Origin of the sequence: Chitinophaga hostae (assembly GCF_018224885.1) — a bacterium.
Taxonomy (GTDB): Bacteria; Bacteroidota; Bacteroidia; order Chitinophagales; family Chitinophagaceae; genus Chitinophaga; species Chitinophaga hostae.
The window spans coordinates 672541-687011 of record NZ_JAGTXB010000002.1; the positions used below are offsets into that span (position 1 = coordinate 672541).

8 protein-coding genes are annotated in these 14471 nt (G+C 47.3%); all 8 read left to right on the top strand.

What is annotated here, in order from left to right:
- Positions 1 to 152 precede the first annotated feature (152 nt).
- The gene (locus KE626_RS07025; protein WP_211972145.1) at positions 153 to 3386 is read left to right on the top strand and encodes a TonB-dependent receptor; all 3234 of its coding nucleotides are present in this window, start codon (positions 153 to 155) and stop codon (positions 3384 to 3386) included.
- Between the two features lie 10 nt (positions 3387 to 3396).
- Positions 3397 to 4911, top strand: coding sequence for a RagB/SusD family nutrient uptake outer membrane protein (locus tag KE626_RS07030; protein WP_249207307.1), 1515 nt, complete (start codon positions 3397 to 3399; stop codon positions 4909 to 4911).
- An 11-nt stretch (positions 4912 to 4922) separates the two neighbouring features.
- Positions 4923 to 5792 carry a PKD domain-containing protein gene (locus KE626_RS07035; RefSeq protein ID WP_211972147.1) on the top strand — a complete coding sequence of 290 codons (870 nt, stop codon included), beginning with the start codon at positions 4923 to 4925 and terminating at the stop codon, positions 5790 to 5792.
- 28 nt (positions 5793 to 5820) lie between these two features.
- Positions 5821 to 6933, top strand: coding sequence for an acyltransferase family protein (locus KE626_RS07040; protein WP_211972148.1), 1113 nt, complete (start codon positions 5821 to 5823; stop codon positions 6931 to 6933).
- A 294-nt stretch (positions 6934 to 7227) separates the two neighbouring features.
- Positions 7228 to 7770, top strand: coding sequence for an RNA polymerase sigma factor (locus KE626_RS07045; RefSeq protein ID WP_211972149.1), 543 nt, complete (start codon positions 7228 to 7230; stop codon positions 7768 to 7770).
- The gene (locus tag KE626_RS07050) at positions 7745 to 8935 is read left to right on the top strand and encodes a FecR domain-containing protein (RefSeq protein ID WP_211972150.1); all 1191 of its coding nucleotides are present in this window, start codon (positions 7745 to 7747) and stop codon (positions 8933 to 8935) included. Before KE626_RS07045 ends, KE626_RS07050 begins: the two co-directional genes overlap by 26 nt.
- A 238-nt stretch (positions 8936 to 9173) precedes the next feature.
- Positions 9174 to 12620, top strand: coding sequence for a TonB-dependent receptor (locus KE626_RS07055; RefSeq protein WP_211972151.1), 3447 nt, complete (start codon positions 9174 to 9176; stop codon positions 12618 to 12620).
- Positions 12621 to 12641: 21 nt separating this feature from the next.
- Positions 12642 to 14471 (top strand): RagB/SusD family nutrient uptake outer membrane protein (locus KE626_RS07060; protein WP_211972152.1); only part of this gene is annotated, 1830 nt, incomplete at its 3' end.

The following is a 14471-nucleotide window of genomic DNA, read 5'->3' on the forward strand; positions in this document are numbered from 1 at the left end:
GGTGACAACACCCCCGGCTATAGTCCAGCATCCTGTAAGATCGGTCGAATGATCATTTAAGAATTCTAAACCTTATTAAAAGTATGCATTTAAAATTTAAGGAGAATCCATTTCTCCCCAAGGGACTTTTATTAACCAAAATTTTGCGGGTTATGAAAATGACCACCTGGCTGATCCTGGTTGCCTGCTTACATGTAAGCGCCAGGACTTTTTCACAACAGGTTACCCTCTCTGTGAAAAATATGCCGTTACAAAAAGTGTTTGCAGAAATAATCCTGCAATCGGGCGCCACCATCGTGTACAACGAGTCGGCCCTTAAAAACACGCTCCCCGTTACCTTACAGGTAAGCGACGCTTCAGTACAATCAGTGCTGGAGCAATGTCTGCAACATCAGCCCGTTACTTTTATGATCAGCGATGGCGTGTTCGTGATCCGTCCCAAATCGCCGCCGGCAGCGCCGGCAGCAGATACATTGGGCAAGATTTCCGGTACGGTAAAAGCGCCCGATGGCACTCCGCTTCCCGGTGCTACCGTGATAGTGAAAGGTACCACAAGGGGGAACGCTACCAATAGTGGCGGACAATTCGTCGTTGCTGCCAACCCCGGCGAAATACTGGTGTTTACATTTACCGGCTACGATAAACAGGAAATGCCCGCCCGGCAAGGAATGCAGGTGACGCTGCAAACCAGTAACAGCCAGCTGGACCAGGTAGTGGTAGTGGGCTACTCGGATAAGAAAAAAAGTGAACTCACCAGCGCTGTAACGGTAGTAGATGCCGCTAAACTGAAAGACGTTACCACCAACGATGTAGCCACCATGCTGCAGGGCAAGGTGGCGGGTCTGCAGGTGGTGAGCAGCTCCGGCGTTCCCGGCGCTGCCGCTGAAATCCGCATGCGGGGCATCTCTTCGGTAAATGCCTCCCAAACACCGCTGGTAGTGGTAGATGGAATTATTGGCGGTAACTACGACCCTAACGACATCGAAAACGTTACAGTATTAAAAGATGCCGGCGCTACCGCCATGTATGGTTCCCAGGCCAATGCCGGTGTACTCATCATCACCACCAAAAGAGCCGCCTCCGGGAAAACACGATTCCAGGCAAAAATCACCACCGGTTTCCGCACACCCGATTTCGGCACCATGGATATGATGAACGGCAGCGAACTATACGAACGGCAGAAAGAATATTACCGCGATTATATTCCCGGCGCCGCCGACAACTCCTATAAAATTGATCTCCTGAAATTTTACAACGAACGCCCGCTGTCTCTCAAAAACCAGAACTATAACTGGTTAACAGACATGTTCCGCCGCGCGCCGATGCAGAATATATACCTCTCCGCCAGCGGTAAAACGGAAAAAGCAGATTACTACCTGGGCCTCTCTTACTACAACGAGAAAGGCACCTTTATGAATACCAATTACCAGCGGGTAAACCTGCGGGCAAACGCTACCTATCATTTCACCAAAAATATCAGCTTAACCAATAACATCAATCTCAGTGGTTCCTTTGGTAAAACATACGACTACAACGATATGTATTATGCCTATCTCAACATGCCCTGGGATAACCCGTACGATAGCAGCGGCAATGCCATGTATGTAGATGGCAACTCCCCGTTTAAGTGGTGGTCGCGCGATAAAGTAAACCCCATTCATACCATCCGTAATTCCGAACATCCCTATAAAAATTTTGATGTGAACTACGACATGGGACTGAACATCGGTATCACAAACTGGCTCACATTTGCCAGCACCAACCGTTTGTCGCTGGGATATAACAAAAACAAAACCTGGTATTCCCCCACGGTAGCAGGCCAATATCACGGAGATGGTTTTCTCAATGAAGGGAGTACACTTAATTATGGCTATGTGTCCAACAACCTGTTGAAGGTAGATTTTCACATGGGGGATCATCGTATCAGCGGTTTGGCCGGTGTGGCATTTGAAGGCAGTAATACAGACCTGATGGGCGCTTCCGGAAAAGGATTACCGGTGGGTTTAAAAGTGCTGAATGTTGTATCCAGTCACCAGGTGGTAAACGGTAGTGTAAATGAAGCCATCATACAATCCTTCATTTCGCAGCTCAACTACAGCTACCTCGATAAATATTTTGTAACAGGTTCCTTCCGTGTGGATGGCTCTTCCAATTTTCCTTCCAGCAACCGTTACGCTTCCTTCCCTTCGGTATCTGCCGCGTGGTTGATGAGCAATGAGGATTTTTTGAAAGACAATGAAGTTTTCACCAATGTAAAACTCCGGGCCAGTTACGGGGTTACCGGTACGCAAGACATTGGCTCGTCGCGTTACCTGGCACTGTTTTCATTGTCCAGCCAATATAATTCCGGTACGGCTGCCACTCCTTCGCAGCTACCCAGCCCTAACCTCACCTGGGAAAGTAAATACCAATGGAATGGCGGACTCGACATCAGTTTGTTTAAGCGTATAGACCTGAGCGTAGATGTCTACAACAACATCACCAAAAACCTGTTGCTGCAGGTATCCCAGCCACTGTCTGTCGGTTTTGAAACCAGGTGGGAGAACGTAGGAGAACTGGTGAATAACGGGATAGAACTGGGGTTAAGCACCCTGAATATCCGCAGCGGGAAATTCCAGTGGAACACCGATTTCAACATTAACTTCAACACTAACAAGCTGCAACAGTTTCCGGCCAATATTATCAATACGCAATCTACCTGGAGCATTTCACAGATCTACCGCAATGGTGGTAACCTCTATGAATTTTATATGCCCAAATGGTTAGGTGTGGATAAACAAACCGGTGCGCCCCTATGGGAAATAGTGGATAAGGATGGCAGCAGGAAATCCACTTCCGATTATGCCAGCGCCACTTACCAGGAGGTAGGTTCTGCCCTGCCGAAATTCCAGGGAGGTATGACCAATACCTTTGCCTGGAATGGTATTTCGCTAGGGGTGAATATCTATTTCCTTTCAGGCAACAAAGTATACAGCAACAACCTGCGCTTTGTGGAAAACGATGGAAATGAGCCTTACTACAACCAGGTGAACCTGCCCAAAGGCAGCAGTACCTGGAGTAAACCCGGCGATGACGCTACTGAACCCAGTCCGCAGCATTCAGCAAATTCAACGCAAACGTCTACACGCTTTTTAAAAGACGGCAGCTTCCTGGCATTGCGCAATATCAGTTTGAGTTATGAGCTGCCACGTGCATTGGTGAACAGGTTAAAGATGGATGGCATTACCGTAGGTTTTACCGCCGACAATGTGCATACGTTTACCAATTTTCTTGGGCAGGACCCGCAAACCACCATCACGCCTGGTTCACAGGTGATGCCCGGTGTATCGGATTTCAAGTACCCGAACAACCGCCAGTACCTGTTCAACATTAATTTCAGATTTTAAAATGCCTGTCATGAGATCAGCTATTATAATATTGATACTGCTGCCGTTGCTGTTATGGCAAACCGGTTGTATGAAAGATGTAAACCCCAGCGATGCGCTGACTACAGAAACAATTACCAGTACGCCTGACGGGTTGAAAAATGCGGTGAACGGCGCGTATTCGCTGCTAAAAGACCATGTGCCGTTTAATGGTACTACCGACGATAACAATATGTACCTGCGGCAATATTTCCAGCTGTCAGATTTCGCCAGTGATGATATTGTATGCGGACAAACAACAGAGGACCCGTTGTTTTACAGTTTCTCGCTGGATCATTCTCCAACGCAAACGAATACACGGTATTTCTGGTATATCTCCTATAAGATCATTAACGATGCCAACACCGTAATAGAAGCGGTGGAGAAGCAGGCTAACCCCGACGCCACCACGCAGCAGCTGTTGGGTGAATGTTATTTCCTGCGCGCGTTCAGTCATTTTAACCTGGTGAAATTATTTGCGATGCCTTATACACAAAATCCGGGTGCTGCGGGAGTTATTCTCCGCACGTCGACCAGTGATCCGGGGCAAAAGGCAAGAGCCTCTGTAGGAGAGGTATACAAACAGATCATTGGGGATGCACAGCGCGGCGCCGCATTGATGGGGCAGGCAAGGGGGCCGCAGTATGCCTCCCGGGAGGCTGCATGGGCATTGCTTTCCAGGGCATATTTGTATGAGGGCGTAAACGACAGTACCATTTATTATGCCAGCAAGGTAATTGATGGCGGCCGCTACACGCTCACCACCGGCGATACTTATCCGGGTTTGTTTGCCAATGCGATGACCGGCAGCGAAACCATTTTTTGCGCCGCTTTTACACCACTGGACGATTACCGCAAATTCGGGTCAATCGCTTCCATGATCTATTCTGATGGTAACTCCGGCTGGGGAGAAGAATTTGCGTCTGCTTCGCTGAGGGATACCATGTTGGCCAACCCCGAAGATGTGCGCTGGAAGTATATTGTGCCGTTGAAAGATGATAATGGCGTATTGCAGCAAAAGAATGGTATCGACGTTTATTATATCTCGAAATTTTCGGGGCAGGATAAAAGTCCTACGTTGAGTTCACCGATCTTGTTCCGTTTGGCGGAGCTGTATCTTAACCGGGCGGAGGCCAGTGCCAAAGCGGGGAATACGGCGGCGGCCCTGGATGATGTGGATATGATCCGCCGCAACCGGGGTTTAACCAATGCGCAGTATCACCGCCAGCTGCCAGCCGGTAAATCGGCGCTGGATATAGTATTGAAGGAGCGTCGCCTGGAGCTGGCTTTTGAAGGGCACCGCAGTTATGATATCTACCGGAATAAAAGAACAATGAACAGAACCTACTGGGGCTATCACCTGCCGGGTTTAAAGCAATCGGATATAAAACCATCGAATCCTTCCGGTTATGCCGGTATGATGATACAGCCGGATAATCCGAAGATCATCTATTACATTCCGATCGATGAAATAGAAACCAATAAACTGTGCACCCAGAATCCTTAAAATGTTTCAACATGCAACAACCACTCCGCTATATATTCCTGCTGCTGTTTGCAGCGTCTGCCTGTAAAAAGGATGATACCAAACCCGCTCCGGTGGTGGTATACACCATTGAAGTAGATGGTAACAAAGTAACGTTTAATAACACTACTACCGGCGCCACTTCCTGGAAATGGGATTTTGGCGACGGCGCCACCTCCGCTGAGCAAAGCCCGGTGCATACCTATAAAGGTAAAGGCAAGTATGTGCCTACCCTGTATGCTACTTCGGGAGATGGGGTAACGGCAGAAGGGTCGACGGTTATACGGATTTCCAAAACGTCGCCCGTGAAACTGAATGATAACAGCCTGGCCGACTGGGATACCATCAGTGTAAATATGATGATGGCAGGGCCGAAAGGCGGTGTATTTAAGAAGGCCAAATTTGATTACGACGGACAGAACATGTACTTCTATGTGGAAATGGCCGGCAAACAATCTGACGGGGTGATCTTTGATATGTATATCGACAGCGACAATAACGCAGGCACGGGGTTACTGACTTCCCTGTTTACCGGTGGCGCTTACGATGTATTACTGGAGGGGCAGCTGTTGCTGAAACTGTCGACAGCAGCTATTCCAATGGCGATGTATTATCACAACGGACCACAAACCGGTTTCACTTTTGATCCGCAGTCCGGCACCGATTTTTATACACTGGGTACGGTGGCGGAGGCCAATGGAGTCATCCGTTTCGAAGGAAAGCTGGACCGTTCAAAAATAAAAGGTTTTACGGGGGCGGCTATACGTATCGGTATGGTGGCTACTACCAGCGACTGGGGCACCCAACTGGGAACTATTCCTGACGAGGGGGCGTCCTCTTTTTTATTAAATATGCCGGAATAATTATTATTTTAAGCCTACAATCAGGACAATGAACAATACCACCAACGTCAACCAACGATTGATTTCCCTGGATGTGATGCGCGGACTTATCATGATTCTCCTGGCCGGAGAAAGCGCCCGCATATATGAATCCATATCACAACTGCATCCTCCCGGCATTGCCGGCAGTATCATAGAACAGTTCTTTCATCACCCCTGGAATGGCCTGCGGGCCTGGGACCTGGTGCAACCTGCCTTTATGACGATGGCCGGTTCCGCTATGTATATTTCTTATTATTATAAGACACAAAAAGGGGTAACCTGGTCACAAAACTTCCGGCATATTGCGCTACGTTGTTTAAAGTTGTTTATATTTGGGACCGCTCTTCATTGCGTATATGCCGGACGGTTAGTATGGGAGTTATGGAATGTGCTGACTCAACTATCCGTTACAACCATTATCGCTTATCTGATTATACGCCGTTCCTATGGATTCCAGCTGGGTGTAAGCCTTTTATTATTGCTGGCGACCGACCTGCTCTATCGTTTTGTTTTGTTACCTGGTTATGATCAGCCTTTTGTGCAGGATCATAATTTTGGTTCTTTTATAGATATGGTGCTGATGGGAAAATTAAATGACGGTGGCGGTTGGGTCACTATTAATTTTTTACCTACAGCAGCCCATACCATATGGGGGGTGCTTGCCGGGAAGTTGCTGATCAGCAGCCGTTCTTCCGGGCAAAAGATCCGGATATTGCTGGCTGCGGGAGCAGTGGGGCTGATCACCGGTTTCGGGCTGGATTGGGCAGGGATTACCCCCATTATCAAACGGATTGCCACTGCATCCTTTACGCTGGCCTCCGGGGGCTGGGTGATGTTGTTGCTGGCTTTCCTGTACTGGGTGATCGATGTAAAACAAAATATGCGCTATGCGTGGCTGGCCACCGTGGTGGGGATGAACGCCATTTTTATTTACCTGTTTTTTGAAACAGTAGGAGGGCAGTGGGTGAATCCTGTCACCGGTATTTTTGTAAAAGGGTTTACCGGTATGGTGGGTATCCCGGAGGGGATCAGGGAAATAATATCGGCTTTTGTGGTGCTGGGGCTCGAATGGGGTCTGTGTTACTGGTTATATAAGAAAAAAATCTTCTTTAAGTTATAAGCTGTCTACTGAAACCCCCTGTGAAAAAAAGCTCCGGTACACAATACCGGGGCTTTTACTTTTTTTACCGGCTCCCTTATGTTTTTACGAATTTATTATTTACCTTGATTTCAAATTAGTAGTCATAGGCCAGAATCTTTAGTGTCACAAAGTGAACGATGGAAGTAAACAATATCTTCCAGCACCATTTTAAATCATCAGTACCTGTTCCAGCCGTTTGCTATATGGTAAACAGGTAGGTTATGTGTTTATACCACGTGTAATGTATTATTACTAATAAGGCTGTCTTGTTAAATGAATCATTCTTCAGACATAGAATTGGTGCAGCGGTTAAAGGAGGGTGACGCCACCGCCTATGATGCTTTGTTTATGAAGTATCATAAGCTGCTTTGCCTGAATGCCTATTGGTTTCTGCGCGATGAAGCGGAAGCCAACGACCTGGTACAGTCATTCTTCCTCGATATTTGGGACAAAAAATTATATCTTCAATTTGATGGCGATGTAAAGGGTTACCTGCATCAGGCCATCAAAAACCGTTGTCTTACTTTGTTAAAAAAGCAAAAGGCGGAACGGGAAAAGCAGGCCGCATTTACGCAGTTGCAGGAAGAAACCTGTATCAGCAACCCGGAAATGTTGCCCGATTATTACAAACAGGTACTGACGGTGATCAATGATATGGCAATACAGAAGCGGTCTGCTATACAAATGGTGTATATCCAGGGGAAGCGATACCAGGAAGCGGCAGATGAGATGGGTATCAGTATCAATTCCTTCAAAACCCATCTGAAGCGGGGCTTGAAGGTATTACGTCATGCAATCACTCATAAAGGGTATTAGCCCGCGTTTTGTTAACATCATGGAACTCGCATCGGAAAAAATATTTGAATTATACATACAACGTTTGTCGGGGACACTTTCGGCAGAAGAGGAAAGCTATGTGCAAACGCAATTGCGGCAGGATGCTGCATTCAAAGCACAGTGGGACTTGCTGGTAAAGGAAGATGAAACCATGAACGCCGGTGGTTACCTGCAACGTATTAATTCCGATGCTGCGCTGGAAGCCATCCGGGAACAACGGCAACCGCCGGTTGCTGACAAAGTAGTGCCACTGAAAAAGCTACTGATAGCTGCCGCCGTGATCTTATTATTAGGCAGCAGCACTTATGTATTCTTCTCCCGTAATAATAATACCGGCAAACAGCCACTTAGTGCCAGCACTTTTATACAGCAACAAAAACAGCCGGTGCGGCTGCTCACCAGTAATGGTGATGCGGTAGTGCTGAGTGGCGACAGCAGTCACAAAACCATTGCCTTAAACAATGCCACGCTGACCACCAGCAACGGCGCCTTACAATATACCTCTTCCGATACGGTGCAAAATACATTGGATGTTCCTGCCGGTGAAAGTTACCGCCTTACCTTGTCCGACGGTACAGAGGTATGGCTGAATGCCGCTACCCGGCTGCGTTTTCCTTTCCGTTTCGGAAAGGCATCCCGGGAAGTATATGTAGAGGGAGAAGCTTACTTTAACGTGGCGAAGGATGCCGGGCGTCCTTTTATCGTGCGTACCGCCCTGAACAGCATCCAGGTGCTGGGCACTGCATTTAATGTGAATACTTACCATGCAGGTACGGTGAAAACGGCACTGGTAACAGGCAGCGTTATTGCCCGCGGCAAAGGCGGCGAGCAACAAACCCTGCAGCCAGGCATACAGGCCGACTATGGCGCCGATAAAGGATTTACGACCACCCATTTTGATGCAGACGAGGTATTATCCTGGCGCACTGGCGTATACTATTATTACCATATGCCGCTTGGGCCACTCATAGAAGAAGCGTCCCGTTTTTATGGCGTGCGTTTTATGGTGGACAAGGATAAATTGGCCGGTAAATCCCTCACAGGATTGATGGACAGGAAAAGACTGGATGATTTTTTATCCGATCTTAAAACCACCGCGCATATCGAATACCAATTGTCTGGTAATGAAATTACACTGAAGTAATCAACACCACCCTCAGATAACGTAGTAAGATTGTCGCCCGCGTTAAAAAACGGGATCGCTGTTCCCTGCCCTATGGCGGGGTTATCGCTTTTGGCGCTATACACAACACATTTATGGTTCTAAAAAAAAAGTTAAGTTTTGCTGTCACCCGTTTTTGCAAAATCGATGTAGTTCTATTGACAAGCATTTGTAAATGCCATTTGCTGTATAATCACTTTAACTTGTAAACAATTCCCGAATGAGAAAAAGTATACGCCACTACCAACTGGCTATGCGAAAAGTGGTACGCTTACTTGTGCTATGTGGCCTTGTATGTACTTCATTTTTTAGTGTACAGGCACAAACCTCCACGCCTTCGTTACAGTCTGTTGTTACCGTTAAGGGAAATGATGTATCACTGTTGCAGGTATTCCGTGCTATCAAGAAGCAAACGGGGCTTACACTGGTATACAGCAACCAGCTGCTGAATGATGCGGAAAAAATTTCGCTTGATTTCAGAGGCGCCAAACTGGATGATGTACTGAATTTTATTTTCAAAAGTAAAAACATCAGTTACGTTATTCAGCGGAACCGTATTGTGCTGGATAAAAAGGCAGCAATACAGGAACCGGTGACAGCCGCCCCCGGCAATACGCCGGACGAAAAGCAGGCAGAATGGCTGATCCGGGGCCTGGTAATGGATGCCGATGGCAACCCCCTGCCCGGTGCAACTATTTCCGTAAAGGACTCGAAGAAAGGTACTGTTACTGATGTAATGGGCGTTTTTTCCATCAATGCAGCCAAGGATGATATCCTGAAAATTGCCATGATGGGAATGAAACCTGAAGAGGTGCGGGTGAGCAGCCAGAAAACACTGAAGATCAGTTTATCCGCTAAAGTAGATGAGCTGAATGAAGTAGTGGTGGTGGGATTTGGCGCACAGAAAAAGGTAACCGTAACCGGTTCCGTAGCATCTGTAAATATGGCGGATATGAAAACACCGGTTCGTTCCTTAACGAACGCCCTGGTAGGAAAAGTAGCCGGTATTATTTCTATGCAAAGCGGTGGTGGCGAGCCAGGCTATGATAATCCCAACTTCACCATCCGCGGGATTGGAAGTTTTACAGGCAGCACCTCTCCGCTTATTATTGTGGACGGTGTGCAACGCGAAGATGTTAACAGTACCTATGGCGGTGCTTTTAACAATATAGACCCTGAAGATATCCAGAGTATTTCGCTGTTGAAAGATGCCTCTGCAACAGCTGTATACGGCGCCAAGGGCGCTAACGGCGTGTTGATCATTACCACCAGGCGGGGTATTGCAGGTAAACCCAAAGTATCTGCCAAAGCGGAAACCGGTTTCAGTGGCCTTACCCAGTTGCCGAAAATGCTGGACGGCGTGAGCTATATGAAACTGTACAACGAAGCGCAGGTAAATATGGGCAACAACCCAACCTACTCTGATGAAACGATCCGGAAAACAGCCAGCGGACTGGATCCCTACCTGTATCCGAATGTGGACTGGCTGAATACTATTTATAAGAAATGGGCATCCATGACCAATGCCAATGTAAACGTAAGCGGTGGCGGAGAAGCCATGCGCTATTATGTTTCCATGTCCTTCTATAACCAGGATGGTCAGTATAATGTATCCAAAGTTGATTATAACCCTAACCTGAATTTTAAAAGATATGATTTCAGAAGCAATGTAGATCTGAATGTCACCAAAACAACCCTTCTTTCTCTTAACCTTGCTTCGATGCTGGTGAACAGCCGTTATCCCGGCAACTCCGCCGGCGCTATCTGGTATTCTGCCTATGGCACCAATCCTATTTCATTCCCTGTTCAATACCCCGGTAATAAATGGGCTGGCCCCAGGAATAACGGTGGTACCAACCCTTTTAACCTGGTGCAGAATTCCGGTTACAGTACCGAATTCAGACCTTCCATACAATCCGTATTAAACGTTAATCAAAAACTGGATGCAATAGCTGCAGGTCTGAGCGCCAATGTGAGATTTTCATTCGACACCTACGGTGAATTTGATAATAGCAGAACAGGTTTGAATGACCTCTGGTTTGCTGACAGAAGAAATGAAGATGGCAGCCTGAATTTTGAACGCACCCGCACGGGAAACACTTATCTCGGTTATAGTTCCTCTTCCTCAGGCGAACGTATGATGTACCTGGAAGGAACGGTTAACTATGACCGCAGCTTTGGCAAACACAATATCGGCGCTTTGCTGGTAGGAGCTATCCGGAACAGACTGATCGGATCAGCGGGTGAACTGAAAACGGCGATTCCTTTCCGTAGTCAGAATACAGCTGCAAGGGTTACGTATTCCTATATGGACAAATACCTGGCGGAGGTGAACATGGGGGCCACCGGTTCTGAAAACTTTGAGAAAGGGAAAAGATGGGGTTATTTCCCCGCAGCCTCATTAGGATGGGTGATTTCCAAAGAAGATTTTTTTACTCCGCTGACGAAAACAATCAGTTTGCTAAAGATCAGGGGTTCTTATGGTATGACAGGTAATGACCTTATTGGTAATGGCGATAGATTTGGTTACCTGACTTATATAGATGGCGCTAACGGTACTTCATTTGGCGGATCCGGTACACCTACCTATTATGGTGGTATAGCCGCTACTGTTATCGGTACCCAAAATCTTACCTGGGAAAAATCAGCTAAAACAAATATCGGCCTGGAACTGGGCTTCTGGAATAAGTTGAATTTTGTAGTAGATGCCTTCCGTGATAAAAGAACTTCCATTTTGGTGGGACGCAGCTCTATATCGTCTATCGGCGGTTACAACGGAACCAACATCTATGGCAACCTCGGAGAGCTGGTGAACAGGGGTATTGACGGAAGCGTAGAGTATACTGATCATATAGGCAAAGACGTTACATTCCGTTTATTCGGTAACATCACCTACGCAAAAAACAAGATCCTCTTCGCAGATAAACCTAAAGCCATTTTCCCTTATCAGCAACTGGAAGGACACAGCTTTGGCGAGATGTATGGTTATAAGAGCCTGGGATTATTTGCAGACCAGAATGATGTGGATAAAAGTCCTACGCAGATCAGGAAAGTTTATCCCGGTGATATAAAGTATGCTGACTTAAGCGGCGATGGAAAAATAGATGCCAACGATGCAGGATACCTGGGCAAATCAGTGTTCCCGGTATGGTCATATGGTTATGGATTTAATATCGGGTATAAAAACTTTGAATTGTCCGCTGTATTTGCCGGTGTAGCCGATGTGGGTATTATGGCCAATGGATCAGAAATATCTCATGGACAGGATGGTGCGCCCGGTGTTGGCGTGGTACCTTTCGCGGGAATGGGACAGTACCCGGCCAATGGCATCACCGATATGCTGAACCGGTGGACTCCGGACAACCCCAGCCAGAACGTACATTATCCAAGATTAACACAGGCGAGTACCGGTGATAACAACTATTTAAACAGTACCTGGTGGATGAAAGACGGTAGCTTTATGCGTCTCAGACAGGCGTCTCTCAGCTATTCCTTTATTACGCCGCAGATGAAGCGCAAAGGTATCAGCAGCCTGCAGGTATATGGCGCCGCTACCAACCTGCTCACTTTCACGAAGTTTAAATTATGGGATCCTGAGCTGGGTAACAACTCCGCGAAATATCCTTATCCGAAAACTGTGACCATCGGCGTGAGAGCGCAATTCTAATCAAGCAAAAAAGATCATGTTATGACCAGATATAAATACCTGTTTCTCTTCTTTTGTGGTATGATCGCTATCAGCCTGGTATCCTGCAGCAAATACCTGGATAAGAAACCGGACAACCTGTTAACAGAAGACCAGATTTGGCAAACCCGGGCTAACGCAGAAGCCTATCTGAATAATATTTACAGCGGCATGCGCGGTCCCGATGGCGGCGACTGGGCCAGCCTTGGTTTTTCAGACGAATCTTCCTGCGCCATTCCTACCGTTGCTGTAAGGAACATGGTGGCGGGCAACTGGGACCCTTCTAATTCGCCCTGGGATAACTGGGGAAGCCAGTATGCATTTATCCGTAAAACTTTCATCTTCGAACAGAATATCGATAAGGTGCCGGAAACACAGTTGAGCGACGCATTGAAGCAGCAGTACAAAGCTGAAAACTATTTTCTGCGCGGTTACTTTTCCTGGTTGTTGCTGAGAAAATATGGCCCTTATGTGATAGTACCCGGTTTACTGGGGCAGGATGAAGATTACAGTAAATACGCACGCGCCCCTTTTGAAGCATGCATTGCCGATATTAATAACCTGATGGATAAATCAGCAGCAGGCCTGCCTTCTGCATGGAGCTCTTCCGGTAACCTGGGCAGAATTACAAAAGGCGCCTGTATGGCGATTAAAGAAAAGGCAGCGCAACTGGCCGCCAGCCCTTTATGGAATGGTAACCCTGATTTCGCCAACTTCAAAAATGCCGATGGAACAGCATTGGCGCCGCTTTCCGCCGACCCAAACAAATGGAGGATAGCCGCCAAAGCCGCAAAAGACATTATTGATTCCGCCCGCTATAAACTGTTTACCAATACCGATAACACCGGTGCTGCATTTGATCCTTATCTCTCCGTTCGCGACCTGTTCCTCACTTCCTGGAATGATGAAATTATCCTGGCAAGTATTGACTGGAGCCGCTGGGGATTTACCAAATGCGCTTCTCCCGGCCCGGGTGGTTATAACATGTATAACGCCACACAAAACCTGGTAGACGCCTTTTCCATGGACAACGGCCGCACCATCGATGATCCGGCTTCCGGCTATGTGGAAACTGGTTTTGCCCCCGGCAACGGCAGCCACAGCTGGGATTATAAACAGGGCGACTGGAATATGTATGTAAAAAGAGAACCAAGGTTCTACGCCTATATCGCCTATAACGGCCGCCCGGTATTACCGGCGTTAACAGTAGATGATAAAAACTACTATTCTTCCCCCAATAACGCAAACGGTCTGGGACGCCAGGAATTTTACTATACCGGCAAATCCGGTCAGCGCGCTATGGCAAGCAGTAACATTACCGGCTACCTGCCGCTGAAAAGAATAAGTCCGAACGATAATATCCGTTTTGATAACACCGGTTACCGCGGTCCGTATATCCTTATCCGTTATGCCGAAGTATTACTCGATTATGTGGAGGCATTGAATGAATATGATCCGGGTAATGCCGACATCGTAACTTATCTGAACCTGGTAAGAAAAAGGGCGGGCATACCCGGAATAGAAGAGGTGTATCCCGCAGCAGTAGGTAATAAAGACCAGATGCGAAAAATTATCCTGAGAGAAAGACAGGTAGAGTTTTGCTTTGAAAGCGACCGCACCTTTACGCTGCTGCGCCGCAAGCTGCTGGGTAACCCGGAAAACCAGGTGATCTACGGCATGGACGTAAATGCCAACGACGACGGGCTCGGGTTTTCTTTCACCGGGTTTTATAAGCGTACCGTTTTCCAGAGAAGAGTATGGAACAATAAGATGTACCTGTTTCCCATTACCCAGGGCGATCTGGAGAGAGACAGATCATTGACACAGAATCCG